Source organism: Nonomuraea deserti (assembly GCF_004348685.1).
GTDB lineage: Bacteria > Actinomycetota > Actinomycetes > Streptosporangiales > Streptosporangiaceae > Nonomuraea > Nonomuraea deserti.
This window is the reverse complement of sequence record NZ_SMKO01000043.1, coordinates 1-16,197: the sequence shown is the minus strand read 5'-3', so window position 1 is coordinate 16,197 and position 16,197 is coordinate 1. Positions and strand designations below refer to the sequence as shown.

Sequence of the window (16,197 nt, the reverse complement as noted above, 5' to 3'; positions counted from 1 at the left end):
CACGTACGTGGTGGTCCGCGCGTGCGAATGGCCGTCTCACGCAGTCGGTTGCGCGGTGAGTGTCGAGGCGGGGAACGCCTCCCGTCGGCCGGTGTGAGGGGTTGGCAATGAGCGTCGGCGTGGCCGCCGTGGCCTCAGGACTCACACAGTTCACCCCTATTTACGAAACGGGACCGTTGCGTATCGGAATTTATTGCGCTACGGTGTCGTTGCGAAACTCAGACGTATCGAAATTAAGGACCTTGTCATGGACCCGAGAACGGGACATCCACGCCGATGGGCGATCCTCGGCGTGCTGGTGTTCAGCCTGCTGGCCGTCGTGCTGGACAACACGATCCTCAACGTCGCGATGAAGACCATCGCCGACGAGACGGTGGGCTTGGGGGCGACGCAGAGCGAGCTCGAATGGGCCATCAACTCGTACACGCTGGTGTTCGCCGGGTTGTTGTTCACGTTCGGCGTGATCGGCGACCGAACAGGGCGAAAGCGCATGCTGTTCATCGGCATGGTGTTGTTCGGGCTGGCCTCGCTGGCCAGCGCCTATGCCCAGGATCCGACGCAGCTGATCCTGGCGAGGGCGGCGATGGGCATCGGCGGCGCGGCCATCATGCCGGCCACGCTGGCGATCATCTCCAACGTGTTCCCGCCCGGTGAGCGCGGCAAGGCCATCGGCGTGTGGGCCGGTGGCGTCGGTCTCGCGGTGGCGATCGGCCCGATCACGGGCGGCCTGCTGATCGAGCACTTCTGGTGGGGCTCGGTGTTCCTGGTCAATGTGCCGATCGTGCTGGTCAGCCTGGTCCTGATCTCCATGGTCGTGCCCGAGTCGCGTGACCCTAAGCCGTCCAGGCTCGACCCCCTGGGCGTGGCGCTGTCGATCATCGGTCTGGTGGCCGTCGTGTACGGCATCATCCGCGGCGGCGAACTCGCCACCGTGGCCAGCGCCGAAGTGCTGGTGCCGACGCTGTTCGGCCTGGCGGTGCTCGGCGTGTTCGTGTGGTGGGAGCGGCGCATCGACCACCCGGTCTTCGACGTCCGCAACTTCGCCAACATCCGCTTCAGCTCGGCCATCGGCATGATGGGCATCGTCTTCTTCGCGATGATGGGCGGGATGTTCTTCCTGACGTTCTACCTGCAGATCGTGCTGGGGTTCACGCCGGTGCAGGCGGGGGCGCTGATGATCCCGTTCGCCGCGGCGCAGCTCATCTTCGCGCCGCTCAGCCAGCGGGTGAACGAGCGGTTCGGGGCCAAGCTGTCGGCGACCGTGAGCATGATCGTGGTGACCCTGGCGCTGAGCAGCTACGCTCTGATGGACCAGAACACGTCGATCGTGCTGATCGAGATCGTCTTCTTCGTGCAGGGTGCGGCGATGGCCAACATCATGCCGCCCGCGACCACCGCCATCATGGAATCGCTGCCCAGGGAGAAGGCCGGTGTCGGGTCCGCGATGAGCAACACCGTCCGCCAGCTGGCCGGCGCGCTCGGCGTGGCGGTGCTCGGCTCGGTGCTGTCCTCCAGCTACCGGGGCGAGATGGCGCCGGTGCTGGCCGGCCTGCCCGCCGACGCCCAGCACGCCGCCGGTGAGTCGATCATGGGGACGATGGGCGTCGCCCAGGCTATGGGGGAGCAGGGACAGGCGCTGATCAAGCCGGCGTTCGCCGCGTTCGTCGACGGCATGCACGTCACGGCCATGGTGTCGGCGGTGGTCGGCTTGCTCGGCATCGTGGTCGTGGCGAGGTGGATGCCCGGCAAGCCGCGCCCCCTGCGGCAGACGGAACAGAGGGAACCCGCTACAGTGTGAGGTCGCGATGACGATCCAGGAACCAGCGGTTGCCCGCCCTGCGGGCCGTCCGCGCAGTGAGAAGGCCGAGAAGGCGATCATCGAGGCGACCCTCGACCTGCTCGGCGAAGGCATGGGTGTGTCCGAGCTTTCCATCGAGGCGATCGCGTCGAGGGCAGGCGTCGGCAAGACCACGATCTACCGGCGCTGGGCCAACAAGGAAGATCTGGTCGTCGACGCCCTCGCCACGCTCAAGGCGCCGCTGCCGGAGCTCAGCGGCACCTCGGTACGCGACGACCTGATCAGCCTGCTCGACGCGATGCGCAGGGAGTCGGCCCAGCCCCGCAGTCGCTGCGTGATGAACATCGCGATGAGCGAGGCCGATCGTTATCCGCGGCTGACGGAGCGGTTCGTCAAGCGGGCCATCACACCTCGCAGGGAGGCGATGCGCGCGGTGATCGAGCGCGGCATCGCCTCCGGCGAGCTCAACCCCGACCTGGATGTCGACATGGGCATGGCGTTGCTGTCGGGGACGATGCTCTGGCACACCAAGTGGGCGCCCGAGGGCGAGCTCGCTCCCGACCTGGCCGAACGGGTCGTCGACGTGGTCATGGCAGGGATAGCGCCCCGCCCCTGACCGACCCGGTGGTCCTCGACCGGCCGGTGCCGATGCCGGGTTCTGCGGCCGCACCAGCCCTCATGCCGTTGTCGGGCCCCGCGGCCGCGTCCGGTCCTGTGCTGTTGCCGGGCCCTGCGCCCCCGTCAAGTTCTGTGCCGTTGGCGGGTTCCGCGGCCGCGTCACGTCTGTGCCCGTGTTCAGGTGTCGCGTCGAGCGTGGGGTGTCGGTTGCCTGGTTCCAGGTGGGACGGCGGCGGTCAGGCGGCGGTTCTGCGGCGGAAGAGCAGGGCCGCGACCGGGACGCTGATCACCACCGCGCCGATCAGCCACGCCGCCGCCACCGCTCCCGACGAGCCCACGGGCCGGTCGAGGAGCAGTGCCCGCAACGTCTCGATGATCGGTGTGGCCGGCTGGTTGTACGCGAAGTCACGCAGCACGCCCGGCATCGTCTCCGCCGGGACGATGCCGTCCGAGACGTACGGCAGGAAGAGCACCGCGAAGCTGAACGCGCCCGCCGCCTGGGTCGAGCTGACCAGCAGCCCCCACACGACCGCGAGAGCGGACATCGCCAGGACGTATCCCGCGACCAGCGCCAGCACCAGAGCCCAGTCGATGAGGGTGGCGTCGGGGCGGAACCCGAGGAGGATCGCGGCGAGCAGGGCGATGGCGGACGATGCCACGTTGCGCACCACCGAGGCCACGACGTGTCCCGCGGGCACCACCCAGCCGCTGATGGGCAGGGTGCGGAAGCGATCGATCATGCCTCCGGTCAGGTCTTCGGAGATGTTCACGGCGGACAGGGCGGCTCCGTACCCGCCTGACATGAGCAGCACGGCGGGGACGACGAAATCGATGTAGGACAGACCGCTGGAGCCGGTGGTGATCGCGCCGCCGAACACGTACACGAAGAGCAGCATGATGATCACGGGCAGTGCCGCGTTCACGATGAGGCCGTCGAGGACGCGCAGTTCTCGGCGCAGGTCGCGGACGACGAGGCGGCGCAGGTCGCCGGCCGAGGTGACGAGGGCGCTCATGCCGCGGCCGCCGTGAGCTCGAAGAACACGTCGTCCAGGGTGGGGGCGCGCAACGCCACGTGCTCGACGCCGATCCCGGCGTGGTCGAGCAGGTCCAGCGTCTTGCGCAGGTGCCGGGGGCCCTGGACGGCCACGGTGACCTCGCGGGCGTCCGGGTCGAGGTGGGCGTCGGCGAGCGCGGCCCCGGCGCGGGGTACGTCGTCGGCCAGCGACAGGCGCATCACCAGGCGTTCCGAGCCGACCTGGCGTTTGAGCGCGGCGGGGGAGTCGTCGGCCACGACCCGCCCGCCGTTGATCACCACGACGCGGTCGGCGAGGTGGTCGGCCTCGTCGAGGTACTGGGTGGTCAGCAGGATGGTGGTGCCGGAGGCGAGGAGTTCGCGGATGACCGACCACAGTTCGGCTCGGCTGCGCGGGTCGAGCCCGGTGGTGGGCTCGTCCAGGAAGAGGATCCTGGGGTTGGAGATCATGCTCGCGGCGAGGTCGAGGCGGCGGCGCATCCCGCCGGAATAGGTGGAGACCAGGCGGTTGGCCGCGGCGGTCAGGTCGAAGCGTTCGAGCAGCTCGGCCGCTCGCCGCCGGGCCTGTCTCCCGCCGAGGTGGTAGAGGCCGGCGAACAGCTCAAGATTCTCCCGGCCGGTCAGCAGCCCGTCGACCGTGGCCTGCTGAGCGGTCAGCCCGATCACGCGGCGCACCGCGACGCCCTCGCGGGTGACGTCGTGGCCGCCCACGATGGCGCTGCCGCCGTCCGGCGCGAGCAGGGTGGTCAGGATACGCACGGTGGTGGTCTTGCCGGAGCCGTTCGGGCCGAGCAGGGCCAGCAGGGAGCCGGTGGGCACGGTCAGGTCGATTCCCGCGAGCACCCGTGCGCCGCCGAAGGACTTGGTCAGTCCTCTGACGCGAACAGCTTCTGTTAATGGCGTACTGTGTATGACGTTCATAGTTTCAAGGTAATGCAGAATCCCAGGAGTGAGTCAAGGAGGAACCCGGATGGCGCAGGAGCGGGCGTTGCCGCCCGTCGTGGAGCGGTTGTGGGGGCGCGAGCCCGTCTCGCGCCGAGGACCGAGACCGCGGCTCGACCTGGGCATGATCACTTCGGCTGCCATCGAGATCGCCGACGCCGAGGGTCTGACCGGCGTCTCGATGGCAAGCGTGGCCTCGCGGGTGGGGGTGGCGGCGACGGCGCTCTACCGGTACGTCGGGAGCAAGGAAGACCTCCTCACCGCAATGGTCGACTTCGTCGTGTCGGCGCCGCCCGACCCCGCGGGCCGGCCCTGGCGCGACTACCTCGCGCTCTGGACCCGCGCCCAGCGCGACACCCTCCTTGAGCACCCGTGGTTGTTGCAGATCGCGCGGCTCACCCCGCCGCTCGGCCCCAGGCGGCTGCTCTGGCTCGACCGTCTCCTCGCCGCGCTCGACGGCGTGGGACTGGACGACGGAGAGAAGATCAACGTGGCCAGCGCCCTGACCGGCTACGCGCTGACCGACGCGGCGCTCGTGACCACGGTCGGCGGGGGAGAGCCGCAGTTCGACGACGCGGGCATCGAGGGAGCCGACGACTACGGTGAGGTTCTCGCGGGGCTGCTCGACCCCGAGGCCTACCCGGCGCTGTCGGCCGCCGTGCGCGGGGGAGCGCTGCGCGGCGCCGAAGGGTGGGTCGACGACGGCGACTTCCGCTTCGGCCTCGAGCTGCTGCTCGACGGCGTCGAGGCGCTGATCTCGCGGCGCGCGTCAGGGGAGGACGCCGGATGATCGCGCGCCGCTCGTCGGGGGAGGACGCCGGGTTGATCGCGCGGCGCGCGTCAGGGGACGCCGGGTGATCGCGCGCCGCTCGTCAGGGGACGATGTCGGCGGGAAGCAGCGGCTCGGTGAGCAGGCGGCGGACCCGGTCCGGGGTGGTCGCCCAGGGCCGCAGGAGCTCCCATCCATGGAAATATCCGAACAGGTACGGGCTTGTCGGCGACGGCTTGACCAGCCCCATGGCCAGCGCCGCCTCGCTCTCGCTGTACAACCCCCACCGCCGCAGGTACGCGGCCAGCTCCGCCTCGCTCCTGCCCTCGTCCGCCATGAACACGGCGTTGCCCCAGACACCCCACAACACGTTCTTCGCGTGGTGGATCGCGGCCAGGTCGCTCCCGTCGGGCCGGATGCCGGCCTCGGGAAAGACGTGCTCGTCCAGCCAGGCCCGCGCCGCGTCGCCGGGGAAGACGATCTCCTCGGCGAGCAGGCCGAGGCCCTCGCTGAGCACGAACGACGGCGACAACATGAACCGTACGCGCTGGTCGTCCCGGTGCTCCTTGAACATCGACTCGGCGATGTGCCCGGGATGCCCCTCGTGCGCGATGACGTACAGCAGGTCGGCCAGGTTGAACGGGATCGCCTTGTTGACGTGGATCGTGGACTTCAGCCCGCCCTCGTACGCGCCGGCCGCGTGGAACGCCACCCCCTCCACGAGCCGGACCTCCACGCTCTCCTCCGGCAGCGGGATGATCGCGCTCGTCCGCGCCCGCGTCTCGGCCACCGCCCTGGCCGCCAGCTCCGGCAGCCGCTCGATCGGCTGCAGCGTGTGGGCCGCCTGCCACGCCTGCATCCGGTCGGCCAGCGACCCGCCGGTCTGCGGGAGCGCCGCGTCCAGCTCCGCGTGCGCCTGCTCGAACACCTCCTCGGGCAGCCGCCGCGGCTCCAGGCCCAGGCACTCGCGCGCGTACTCGGCCAGTGGCAGCAGCTCGCCGTCCAGCCGGCGGGCGACGGCCCGCAGCGCGCGCACCTGTGCGGCCAGGTACGCCGACGGGGCCGACTCCAGCAGCCGATCCGCCTCCCCGGCCAGCTCACCGGGGGCGGCGGGCGGCTCCGACTCCGCAGCCGCCCTCCACTCCGCCGGGCCCGAACAAATGAGCATGCCGCCGCCCAGCAGCTGGTCGACCCGCAACGCCAGCATCGCGTAGTCGTGTTGCCACCGCTGTTCTGCCATGGACTCTCCTCCTTCGTCCTGGGCGGCCTAAGCTAGCCGTACGGTTTTCCGTACAGTGCACGGAACGAAGGGGAAGCGGAGCGTGCCGGAGTCCATCTGGTTCCGTGACGACGACCGGCCGCGCCGGCCACGCCTGACGCGCGAGCGCATCGTCACGGCCGCCGTCGCGCTGCTCGACGCCGAGGGCGTGGCCGGGTTCTCGATGCGGGCGCTGGCCGCGCGCCTGCGGGCGGGGACGATGTCGCTCTACGAGTACATCAGGAGCAAGGAGGACGTCTTCGACCTGGCCCTCGACGAGGTGATCGGCGAGATCGAGCCCGCGGAGGCCGGCCCGTGGCGAGAGCTCCTGGTGCGCCAGCTCACCCAGAGCAGGCAGGTGATGCGCCGCCACCCCTGGGTGCCCGCGCTCACCGCCACGCGCCCCCTGCTCGGACCGAACGCGGTGGCCCGCTCCCGCGTGTTCTACTCCGCGCTGGCCGACGCCGGGCTGAGCGGCGCCACGCTCGTCGCCGCCGTCGGCACGCTCAGCTCGTACGTCAACGGCTTCGTCGCGTCGGAGAACACCTGGTGGGACACCGTACGCACGCCCGAAGCCGACGCCGAGATCCGCGGCAAGGTCACCCGGCACCTCGACGACCACGTCGGCGAGCTAGCCCGGCACGCTCAGGTCGACGACGGCGACTTCGACGCCCAGTTCCTGCTCGGGCTCGACCTCGTCCTCGACGGCATCGCGACTCGCCTGCCACCTGGTTGAGTCGGCCGATGCCGGGTCTCCCGACCGCGATCGCCCCAAGCCTCCGAGGCGACCGCCGTGAACCGCACGGGGCGCGCATGCGCGGCTGGTGTCTCTGACCCGCGATCATCCAGGCGAAGTGACCGGCGTTCGCCCTGACGGGAAAACTTGAGCTGGACCCGCCCTGTCGGGGTGGCTCGGGCTGGACCCGCCCTGACGGGACGGCTCGGTCCGGACCCGCCCTGACGGGACGGCTCGGGCTGGAGCCGTCCTACGCGGTCACCGCTGTTTCGCGACGGCGGCCAGCAGGGAGTCGAGCGCGCGCTGGGAGGTCTGGAGCCGTTCGATGCTCTCGGCGATGCGCCGGCGCTCCCTCCGCAGGCTGCCGGCCATGCCCTGGCAGCCGGACGGCACCATCCGCCCGCCGTCGTCATGCACGCAGTCGAGCAACTGCGCGATCACCGACGTCGGCAGGCCCGCCGCCAGCATCACCCGGATGTGGCGTACGGCGGCCACGTCCGCGTCGCCGTAGTCGCGGTAGCCGTTGGGCAGCCGCACGGGCCTGAGCAGGCCCTGCTCCTCGTAGTAACGCAGTAGCCGCCTGCTCACCCCGGTCTCCCGGGCCAGGTCACCGATCCGCATGTGTTCCCTTGACCTTCACATCGATGTGACGCCTTACTGTCTCACTGTTCTAGGGCAACAACGCGAAGGAGCTGATGATGCCGGGTGTGGTGGTGATCGGCGCAGGACCGGGTATCGGGCGGTCCGTCGCCCGCCGGTTCGCGAAGGAGGGCATGGAGGTCGCCCTCGTCTCACGGTCAGGGACGGCGCTGGATCTGGACGGGGCGCGCGCCTACCGGGCCGACAGCGCCGACGAGGACGAACTGCGCGCGGCGCTCGACGCGGCCACCGCCGAGCTGGGCACGCCGGACGTCGTGGTCTACAACCCGGCCGTCATCCGGCCCGACACGCCCGCCGAGGCGAGCATGCGTACGCACCTCGACACCTGGGCGGTCAACGTGGTGGGCGCGCTGGTCGCGGCCGCGCACGTCGTGCCGGCCATGGCCCGGCGCGGCGGCGGCTCGTTCCTCATCACCGGCGGGATGCCCGAGCCCAAGGCGGCTTACACCAGCCTCTCGCTCGGCAAGGCGGGCGTGCGCACCCTGGTGGACATCCTCGACCAGGAGTGGGGGCCGTCGGGCGTGCACGTGGCCAGCGTCACCGTGGCCGGGCCCGTCGCGCCCGGCACGGATTTCGACCCCGACGACATCGCCGAGCACTACTGGCGCCTGCACACCCAGCCGAGGTCCCGCTGGGAGCGGGAGGTCCTGCACGGAGGCGGCACCGGCGGGTGAGCCCCGGAACGGGTGCCCGTATGTGGAGGTGGTGCCGTCCGTTCGGAACTCGGGCGGGGTGTCGGCGGGGTCGTGTCAGCGGGTGAGCTTCCACAACCAGCCGATGGCGCGGAGCCCGAGCCGGGCCGCCACCCGCTGCGAGGAGTGGTTGTCCGCGCTCGTGCTGTAGAACAGGCGGGTGCGCGGCAGGAGACCGGCCCAGGTGGCGGTGGTCGCCGCGGCGAGGCCACGACCGCGGAACGCGGGTGCGGTCCACACCCCCGCCTCGGCGCCGTCGGGTGTCCGACGCGGGGTGTGGCAGACGGCGACCACCTGCTCGTCCGCCACGGCCATCGCCCAGGGCGCGCCGTCACGGCCGTCGAGGAGGTCGTCCCACTCGTCGGAGGCCCAGTTCGGGGGCCGCAGAGGGCGTACGCGCTCAGCGTGCGCCGGGTCGTCCGACCGGAGCACCACGGCTCCGGGAGCGTCGAAGATCACCGGTGGCGGCGGGACCACATAGCACGGCCCGCTGGACACCGTCGTCGTCCCTCCGAGGAGCACGCGGCACTGCTCCAGCACCTCCGGCGGCTGACCAGGGGGTGAAGGGGCGCCGCCGGCGACCAGATCGAGCAGCCGGGAGGCCAGCGCGCCGGGCACGTCGCGCCCCACCGCCGCGGTCATGCCGTCGGCCGCCACACCCATCACCAGGTCCTCCGGCCCGGGCAGACGGCCGCGGTCGTCGAGGCGCCAGATGACGCCGATCTCGATGGCCAGCAGGTCGACGTCGTGGGTCACGGTGGGTCCGCCTCCAGGAAGGTGCGGTGCACGGGCCGCTGCGCAGGACGTTCTGCCCGGGGCAATCTACCCGGGCGCGGGCGTCCGGTGGGTGGGTCCGACGCGGGGGTGCGGCGCGTGGACGGTGTGCGGTGGGCTTGCCGTCCGGCACGGGACGGAGGTGGCGGGACGCTCCTCATTTCGGGGCCGGGCCGGTGGCAGGGGCTGGCTCGGGTGCGGGAACGACCAGGGTGAACGCGGCGGTCGCGGCCACCCTGCCGTTGACGATCACGTCGAGCTCCCGCCCGCCCGGCGGCTCGTCACGGGTGGTGACCGGGCGGAAGGAATGGCTCTTGCGTACGGTGAACACCGCGCCGGACCCGTCGGCCGCCCGCTGGCCCAGGTGGAACACGCGGCGCGAGCCCGGGCGGCGGATCGCGTATTTCAGCAGCATCGGCCCCGGCGCGCCGGCCGTGACCGTGACGGTGAAGGACAGCTTCCCGCCGATGGGCACGGTGCCGGCCTCCAGGGCCAGCGCCTCGACCGCGCCGCTGCCCGGGGTGGCGCCCATGAGCGCGAGCGCCTCGGGATGGCCCGCGCGCAGCAGCCCGCGCGCCGCGTGCCGCAGCACCTTCTCCACGTGGGAGCCGCCATCGGAACGCCAGCGGGCGAGCAGCTCCAGAGCCACCCGTGGATGGTCTTTGGCCAGGTCGTTGACGTGGTTGGCGACCGAGCGGCGCACGTATTCGCTCGGGTCGTCGCGCAGGCGGTCGAGCAGGGGCAAGGTCGGCCCGGGCGTCATCAGCCAGGCCACCCGCCCGGCCCACGGCAGCCGGGGCCGTGAGCCCTCGGAGGCCAGACGGCGCAGGTGCGCGTCGGGGGACTCGGCCCAGGCATGCATGATCTTGAGCGCGTCGTCGCGGTAACGCTCCAGAAAGGGTCGTACGGCGAACTCGCCCGTCGCGTACGGCGTGAGCGTGGCCAGCGTGGCCAGCGTGGCCATCGCGGGCTCCAGATGATCGAGCCCCGCGGCGGCCGTGTGGTCGGTGGCCGGCCAGCCGCTCCACATGTCGAGCTTCACCCGGGACGCGCACTCGCGCACGATCTCGGCGGCCCGGGGATAGGGCAGCGGCAGCGCGTCGTGCAGCGCCGCCGAGACATGCCTGACGCGGTCTTTGAGCTCCAGCCCGCCCAGCCCGGCCAGGGCCCGCTCGGTGAAGCGGGCCCGGGGGAACGGCGCCCAGGCCGCGGTCAGCCCTTCGGCCAGGACCTGCACGGAGGCGGGATTGATCATTTCTTTCAGGGGTCGGGGCACGGGCGATACTGTGCCAGCCGCCACCGACAGTTCTCGCGAGGAGGCTCGCCGTCCTGATGGCCGCGAAACGTGGCCCGCGTCGGCGGGGTCAGCTCGTCGGGAGCCCGGGGCGTCGGGGGCCCGGGGCGACGGGGGGCCACCGCGGCCTGGAGGAAGCAGCAGGCAGCGCCGCGACGGCGGCCTGTGTGCCGTCCGGTGGGTCATGCGCCGGCCGGCGCCTCCGGCGACAGGCCGCGGTAGTACGCCTGCATGGCGGGGTGGTAGTCGGTGAAATCCGGTTTGGGCGAGCCGTCGCGGGAGGTCGCGAGCATGTCGAGGTAGTACTCCCAGCCGGGCCCGACGTCCCCGACCAGGTCAGTGCCGTCCAGGTGCTGGACGAAGCGCAACTCCGTCATGCCGGCGGACTCCGCCAGCAGCAGGTCGACCCGCCAGGCCCCGAATGCGTCGAGCGCCGACACGGTCAGCCGGTGTGGCGGCTCGCAGGCCTCGATGCGCAGCTCGCACCAGGGCTCCTGCTCCTCGTGCACCATCCGCACCTTGATCGTGCGGCGACACCGTTGGCGAAATAGATTAAACAGAAGCGGCCCCATGATCACAGATGTGATCATGGGGCCGCTTCTGTTGTTCTCGCTCGCGGATGGAGTCGTGGGTGTCGCTACGTTCGACTGGGTCAGATCAGATCCCTGCAGCCACCCTGGCGGTAGCGCGAGCTGCCTTCCCGAAAGGAAGCCTGGCGATCCGTATCCGAGATGCGTTGGGTGTCCTGTTCCAGGACGAGGACTTCGCCGTAGCCTTCTCCACTCGTGGCCGTCCGGCGCTGTCACCTGCCCGGCTGGCGTTGGTGTCGATCCTGCAGTTCGGTGAAGGGCTGTCCGACCGGCAGACGGCCGAGGCCGTGCGAGCGCGGATCGATTGGAAGTACGCGCTCGGGCTGGAGCTGACCGACGCGGGCTTTGACTACTCCGTGCTCAGCGAGTTCCGGGATCGCCTGGTCGTAGGGTCGCTTGAACAAAGCCTGCTCGACACGATCCTGGAGCGAGCGGTAACTGCCGGGCTGCTTCGCGCTGGCGGTCGGCAGCGGACCGACTCCACCCACGTGCTCATGGCCATGCGTACGATGAATCGGCTGGAGCAGGTGCATGAAACGGTGCGCGCCGCGCTCAACGCGCTGGCCGCCGCAGCCCCCGGCTGGCTGCTGGCCCAGGCCGAACCCGGATGGTTCGAGCGCTACGAGGCCCGCGTTGAGGACTATCGACTACCCAAGAACAAGGCTGAGCGCATCCAGCTCGGCCACGAGATCGGCGCCGACGGGAACGGCGTCCTGCGTGCGGTGTACTCACAGAGCGCTCCTGGATGGCTGCGCGACATCCCCGCGGTTCAGGTCCTGCGCCACGTATGGATCCAGCAGTATGTCACCATCGAGGAGCAACTGCGTTGGCGAACCCCTGACGAGCAGCCGCCAGGCACTCTCCGCCAAATCTCGCCCTACGACGGCGACGCCCGATCCGGAACCAAGCGCGACTCGCACTGGGACGGCTATAAGGTTCACCTCACCGAGACCTGCGACACCGACGCCCCACATCTGATCACCAACGTGATCACCGCACCGTCGCCCGGCAGCGACTACGAGGCCACCGGCCAGGTTCAGGAGTGCCTGGCTTCACGGAAGCTGACGCCGGCGGTGCATCTGGCCGACAAGGGTTACATGAGCGCGCACAACCTCGCACGCGCCGATCGTCGCGGCATCGAACTGCTGGGACCGATGATGCCCGACAATGACAATGCCTGGCAAAGTGCCGAGGGCAACGGCTTCGCCGTCAGTGACTTCACCATCGATTGGGACAACCGTGTCATGACCTGTCCGACCGGAGCCACCAGCTTGCCCTGGGCCAGCGAGATCGATCAAGGCGGGACTCCGGTCATTCGTGTGCGCTTTCGATGCGTGACTGCAGGGACTGTCCCAGCCGGGACCTTTGCACCCGTGGTACCAAAGGCCGACGTATCACCCTGCGCCCGCGAGAGGAGCATGAAGCTCTGCAACGTGCCCGGCGGAGACAAAGCACCGACGAATGGCAGCAACGCTACGCTCACCGGGCAGGTATCGAGGGCACCATCGCCCAAGGTGTCAAAGGCTTCGGCCTGCGGCGGTCCCGCTACCGCGGGACCGCCAAGACCCATCTCCAGCACCTACTCATCGCCGCGGCGATGAACCTCACCAGGCTCGACGCCTGGCTGACCGGAACGCCACTGGCCCCGACCCGCACCTCTCACTTTGCCGCTCTGCGTCCAGCAGCATGATGCGTAGGCGTTTTCGTCTTGCCTTCTCCCGGGAAGTGAAGGTTGCACGGCAAGCGCAGTGAGGACGGCTTCACTCTGCAGGCCGGCTTGTGGATGCCGGTGGCGTCTGCGGAGCAGGAACCTGTTCGAAGGCGTTCGAGACCCCGGGCATGCTCTTCGCCCTTGTGATCACTGGACTGTAGTCCGCGCCGGGCTCCATGGTGACGAGAAACGACTCGTTCATGTCCTCGGTCTCTACGTCGGTCATTTGAGGAGCGAATTTGCGGAACCTGGCGAGTGCGGCGGCCTGGTCCTCGAAGGTGACGCTCACGACCCCTGGCAGTTCGCCCAGCGTTCGCTCGACGTCTGCTTTTTGCTGTTCGGTGATCGCGGTACCCCTCCCCGGTGGGTCGGCCATGATGCCTCCGCACGCGGGCCATGGGGAGTCCTGCTTGCATAGAAAGACCCTGATTCCCGGCTCTTTCGAGCTCATGAGAACGAACTGGTGCAGGCTTGATGTCCTGACGTCGTGATCCGTTGCGGCACTGTGATCCGGTGACGGGGCAGCATTGGGCGCCAGTGCGACCGCGGCCACGATGCCGGCGAGGGCGACAGGTGCGGCCACGGCCATAAGCCGCAACCGGAGGGAGATACCGCGACGGCGACGGGTGGCGAAGGCGCGCGCGAGGTCGGCTTCGCGGCGGCGCTGGTAGGCGTCCTCGGTGTTGGGGCGCAAGGAGGTGATCAGGCCGTTGAGGTCGTTCATGACTGCTCCAGGAACGTGGGCTGGATGAGGTTGAGCGCGTCGGTGAGACGGCGACGGGCGCGGTGCAGCCGTACGTTGAAGGTGCGAGCCGAGCAACCGGCGATCTTCGCGGCCTCGGCCGGGGTGAGCCCGTACCAGCTGGCCAGCAGCACGGCCTCGGCATCGAGCTCGGATAGCTCCGCGAGCGCTGTCAGCGCCGCCTGCCGCTCGGCCACCTGCTCGGCCACGTCGTCGGCAGGGGCAAGTTCGGCGAGCCGCGCGACCAGGTTGTGCCGGCGCGCAGTGGTGCGACGTTGCGTCCGTACCAAGTTGCGAGCCACGCCGAGCAGCCACGGCAGCGGTGGCTCCGGTAGGCGGCTGAGTTTTCGCCACGCGATCACAAAGGTCTCGCTGGCGATGTCCTCAGCCGTCTCCTGATCGGCTCGCAGCAGCACGTAGCTGAGCACGCTGCGGTAGTGCTCCTCATACAGCGCGGTGAGTCGCGCTTGTGAATCGTCCACGCCTGGTAATGACCTCAACAGCCCCTCGATTACATGTCCAGGGAGAAATGATCTCTAGGATCCCCGTCCCAACGTTCTTGGTATGTGTGATCTCAGCGGTGAAACCGGGCCAGGCACACGTCCCCCGACACGTGATACGCCCCGTGGTCACAGTGGTGATCACGGGGCCGCTTCCGTCTTATCTACTTCGCCAACAGGGTCCCCAGGGGCCGAACCAGCGGGCCGTGCGCTCGGACTCGGTGATGCTCGCCCACACGTCCTCGGCGGGCGCCCGGAACGTCCGGGTGAGAACGAGGTCGTGTCCTGAGGCCGTGCCGAACAGCCGGCCGGTGGGGATCGGGCTCATGCGGTGTTCTCCTCGCTGCTGCTGGTGTCGGGGCGGCGCTCGCGGCGCGTTCGGTACACCTCTGTCTCCAGTGCGTCGAAGCGCTGCTCCCACCCGGAGGGCCGGGCGAACTGGGAGAGCCAGGCGAGCAGCTCGCCGAGCCTGGCGGGGTCGAGCGCGTAGAGGCGCTGCCTCCCGACCAGCTCGTCGCGCACCAGGCCGCTCTCCCTGAGCACGCGCAGGTGACGGCTCACGGCCGGCCTGCTGATCGCGAACTGATCGGCGATCTGCCCGGCGGACAGCCGTCCGTCGCGCAGCATCACCAGGATCCGCCGCCGCACGGGATCGGCGATCGCTCCCGCCACTTCGTCCACCCAGAAAGCGTAACCTGTTGGTTACGTGTTTGGCCAGGGTCCGGGTGCCACGTCCGGGCAACCTCCCATGGGCCCAGATACATGAAGAACCTTCTTCGCAGCGGTCACGGATGGCGGAGGTGCGCAGCATGAGCAGGCCGACGGGAGCCGTAGACCTCTTCTCACGGATCGCCCGGGGCCGCGCAGGCCCTCGCGGCGTCGCCGACGCGCCGGATCGAGCCTCCCGCTCCCAGCCGTCGCTCCAGCCTGGCGTCCGCCAGCTCCAGGTGCTGCGCGACACCTACCCGGGGTGGCGGATCTGGCGCGAGCGCACCTCCACGGCCGTGTCGTGGCACGCCGAGTTGCGGCGGCAGGTCAGCGCAGGCATGCGCAGCGCCGGGGTGGCCGAGCGGATCCGGCGCGGTGGAGCGCTGGAGCTCGCGTCCGCGCTGGCCCACCAGGCGTCGCTGGTGCACAACTCGCGGGCCTGGACCTGGCCGCCATGAGCCAGGGGTGGGGTTCAGCCGGTGGTCTCGCGCCACCTGTTGGTGATCGGCAGGCGGCGGTCCCGGCCGAAGTTCTTGGGGGTGATCTTGGGGCCGGGCGGATACTGCCTGCGCTTGTACTCGGCCACGTCCACCAGCCTGATCACCCGCGTCACCAGCTCGGGATCGTGGCCGGCCGCGACGAGCTCCTGCGAGCCCATGTCCTTCTCCACGTAGTCGTCCAGCAGCCGGTCCAGCACCTCGTACGGCGGCAGCGAGTCGGTGTCGCGCTGCCCGGGCCGCAGCTCGGCGCTCGGCTCCTTGGTGATCGAGTTCTCCGGGATCGGCCGCTCGGCCTCCAGCAGGAAGGAGGGGTCGGAGTGGGTGTTGCGCCACCTCGACAACTCCCACACCATCGTCTTCGGCACGTCCTTGATCGGGGCGAAGCCGCCCGCGGAGTCGCCGTACAGCGTGGAGTAACCGGTCGCGAGCTCGCTCTTGTTGCCCGTCGTCAGCACCAGGTGGCCGTGCTCGTTGGACAGGCCCATGAGGATCATGCCGCGCACCCTGGCCTGGAGGTTCTCGGAGGCCAGGCCGGACAGGTCGATCTCCTTCTCGTACGCGTCGACGATCTCGGCGATCGGCGCGACCCGCGACTTCACGCCCTGCCGGCGCACCAGCTCTTCCGCGTCGCCCAGCGAGTGGTCGGAGGAGTAGCGGGACGGCATGAGCACCACGTGGACACGCGAGGGCCCGATGGCGTCCGCGGCGATCGTGGCCGTCAGCGCCGAGTCGATGCCGCCCGACAGGCCCAGGATGACCGACTCGAAGCCGTTCTTGGCCACGTAGTCGCGCACGGCGAGCACGAGCGCGGAGTAGACCTCGGCGTGCGGGTCCAGCCGCGCGGCGACGGGGGCGGGCGCGGGGGGATAGGG

General features: G+C 70.2%; 18 protein-coding genes and 1 pseudogene. 7 read left to right on the top strand and 12 right to left on the bottom strand.

Annotation, left to right across the window (positions count from 1 at the left end; genetic code table 11):
* Nucleotides 1-247: 247 nt before the first annotated feature.
* Together E1292_RS18260 and E1292_RS18255 are read left to right on the top strand one after the other, a co-directional pair.
* Nucleotides 248-1,798, top strand: a complete 1,551-nt coding sequence (locus tag E1292_RS18260) for an MFS transporter (protein ID WP_132596415.1) — start codon at nt 248-250, stop codon at nt 1,796-1,798.
* 7 nt (nt 1,799-1,805) lie between these two features.
* Complete coding sequence (locus tag E1292_RS18255) at nt 1,806-2,414, top strand: TetR/AcrR family transcriptional regulator (RefSeq protein WP_132596414.1); 609 nt, start codon at nt 1,806-1,808, stop codon at nt 2,412-2,414.
* Between the two features lie 238 nt (nt 2,415-2,652).
* On the opposite strand, the gene E1292_RS18250 is transcribed toward E1292_RS18255, so the two are convergent.
* Nucleotides 2,653-3,429, bottom strand: a complete 777-nt coding sequence (locus E1292_RS18250) for an ABC transporter permease (RefSeq protein WP_132596413.1) — start codon at nt 3,427-3,429, stop codon at nt 2,653-2,655.
* Nucleotides 3,426-4,370 (bottom strand): ATP-binding cassette domain-containing protein, encoded by a 945-nt coding sequence (locus E1292_RS18245; protein WP_132596412.1) that lies wholly within the window; start codon nt 4,368-4,370, stop codon nt 3,426-3,428. The genes E1292_RS18250 and E1292_RS18245 overlap by 4 nt, the downstream gene beginning before the upstream one ends.
* Nucleotides 4,371-4,419: 49 nt before the next feature.
* Between E1292_RS18245 and E1292_RS18240 the strand changes: the two genes are divergently transcribed.
* Nucleotides 4,420-5,181, top strand: a complete 762-nt coding sequence (locus tag E1292_RS18240) for a TetR/AcrR family transcriptional regulator (RefSeq protein ID WP_132596411.1) — start codon at nt 4,420-4,422, stop codon at nt 5,179-5,181.
* 82 nt (nt 5,182-5,263) lie between these two features.
* On the opposite strand, the gene E1292_RS18235 is transcribed toward E1292_RS18240, so the two are convergent.
* Nucleotides 5,264-6,400: a DUF885 domain-containing protein gene (locus E1292_RS18235; protein WP_132596410.1), complete on the bottom strand. Its 1,137-nt coding sequence runs from the start codon at nt 6,398-6,400 to the stop codon at nt 5,264-5,266.
* A gap of 82 nt (nt 6,401-6,482) precedes the next feature.
* Between E1292_RS18235 and E1292_RS18230 the strand changes: the two genes are divergently transcribed.
* Nucleotides 6,483-7,154 (top strand): TetR/AcrR family transcriptional regulator, encoded by a 672-nt coding sequence (locus E1292_RS18230; RefSeq protein WP_132596409.1) that lies wholly within the window; start codon nt 6,483-6,485, stop codon nt 7,152-7,154.
* 258 nt (nt 7,155-7,412) lie between these two features.
* On the opposite strand, the gene E1292_RS18225 is transcribed toward E1292_RS18230, so the two are convergent.
* Nucleotides 7,413-7,775: a MerR family transcriptional regulator gene (locus E1292_RS18225; protein WP_132596408.1), complete on the bottom strand. Its 363-nt coding sequence runs from the start codon at nt 7,773-7,775 to the stop codon at nt 7,413-7,415.
* 77 nt (nt 7,776-7,852) lie between these two features.
* Here E1292_RS18225 and E1292_RS18220 point away from each other — a divergent pair, with 77 nt between their 5' ends.
* A complete protein-coding gene (locus tag E1292_RS18220; RefSeq protein WP_132596448.1) occupies nt 7,853-8,488 on the top strand; it encodes an SDR family NAD(P)-dependent oxidoreductase in 636 nt (211 codons plus the stop codon).
* Nucleotides 8,489-8,563: 75 nt separating this feature from the next.
* Here the strand turns inward: E1292_RS18220 and E1292_RS18215 are convergent, their stop codons facing one another.
* The 3 genes from E1292_RS18215 to E1292_RS18205 all read right to left on the bottom strand — a co-directional run bounded on the left by E1292_RS18215 (nt 8,564) and on the right by E1292_RS18205 (nt 11,083).
* Entirely contained in the window at nt 8,564-9,262 is a 699-nt protein-coding gene (locus E1292_RS18215) for a GNAT family N-acetyltransferase (protein ID WP_220446911.1), read from the bottom strand.
* 175 nt (nt 9,263-9,437) lie between these two features.
* Nucleotides 9,438-10,556: a YhaZ family DNA alkylation repair protein gene (locus tag E1292_RS18210; RefSeq protein ID WP_132596407.1), complete on the bottom strand. Its 1,119-nt coding sequence runs from the start codon at nt 10,554-10,556 to the stop codon at nt 9,438-9,440.
* A gap of 200 nt (nt 10,557-10,756) precedes the next feature.
* The gene (locus tag E1292_RS18205) at nt 10,757-11,083 is read right to left on the bottom strand and encodes an SRPBCC family protein (protein ID WP_132596406.1); all 327 of its coding nucleotides are present in this window, start codon (nt 11,081-11,083) and stop codon (nt 10,757-10,759) included.
* Between the two features lie 122 nt (nt 11,084-11,205).
* On the opposite strand from E1292_RS18205, the pseudogene E1292_RS18200 reads away from it, so the two are divergent.
* Nucleotides 11,206-12,854 (top strand): annotated as a pseudogene (locus E1292_RS18200) (IS1182 family transposase).
* Nucleotides 12,855-12,924: 70 nt separating this feature from the next.
* On the opposite strand, the gene E1292_RS18195 reads toward E1292_RS18200, so the two are convergent.
* The 4 genes from E1292_RS18195 to E1292_RS18180 all read right to left on the bottom strand — a co-directional run bounded on the left by E1292_RS18195 (nt 12,925) and on the right by E1292_RS18180 (nt 14,798).
* Nucleotides 12,925-13,599 (bottom strand): permease-like cell division protein FtsX, encoded by a 675-nt coding sequence (locus E1292_RS18195; RefSeq protein WP_132596405.1) that lies wholly within the window; start codon nt 13,597-13,599, stop codon nt 12,925-12,927.
* Nucleotides 13,596-14,099, bottom strand: a complete 504-nt coding sequence (locus E1292_RS18190) for an RNA polymerase sigma factor (protein WP_132596404.1) — start codon at nt 14,097-14,099, stop codon at nt 13,596-13,598. Before E1292_RS18190 ends, E1292_RS18195 begins: the two co-directional genes overlap by 4 nt.
* 178 nt (nt 14,100-14,277) lie before the next feature.
* A complete protein-coding gene (locus tag E1292_RS18185; RefSeq protein WP_246090178.1) occupies nt 14,278-14,445 on the bottom strand; it encodes an SRPBCC family protein in 168 nt (55 codons plus the stop codon).
* Nucleotides 14,442-14,798 carry a metalloregulator ArsR/SmtB family transcription factor gene (locus E1292_RS18180; protein WP_132596403.1) on the bottom strand — a complete coding sequence of 119 codons (357 nt, stop codon included), beginning with the start codon at nt 14,796-14,798 and terminating at the stop codon, nt 14,442-14,444. Before E1292_RS18180 ends, E1292_RS18185 begins: the two co-directional genes overlap by 4 nt.
* A 128-nt stretch (nt 14,799-14,926) precedes the next feature.
* Between E1292_RS18180 and E1292_RS18175 the strand changes: the two genes are divergently transcribed.
* Entirely contained in the window at nt 14,927-15,283 is a 357-nt protein-coding gene (locus E1292_RS18175) for a hypothetical protein (protein ID WP_132596402.1), read from the top strand.
* A 14-nt stretch (nt 15,284-15,297) separates the two neighbouring features.
* Here the strand turns inward: E1292_RS18175 and nadE are convergent.
* Nucleotides 15,298-16,197: NAD(+) synthase (gene nadE / locus E1292_RS18170; RefSeq protein ID WP_132596401.1), on the bottom strand; the 900-nt coding region annotated here is incomplete at its 5' end.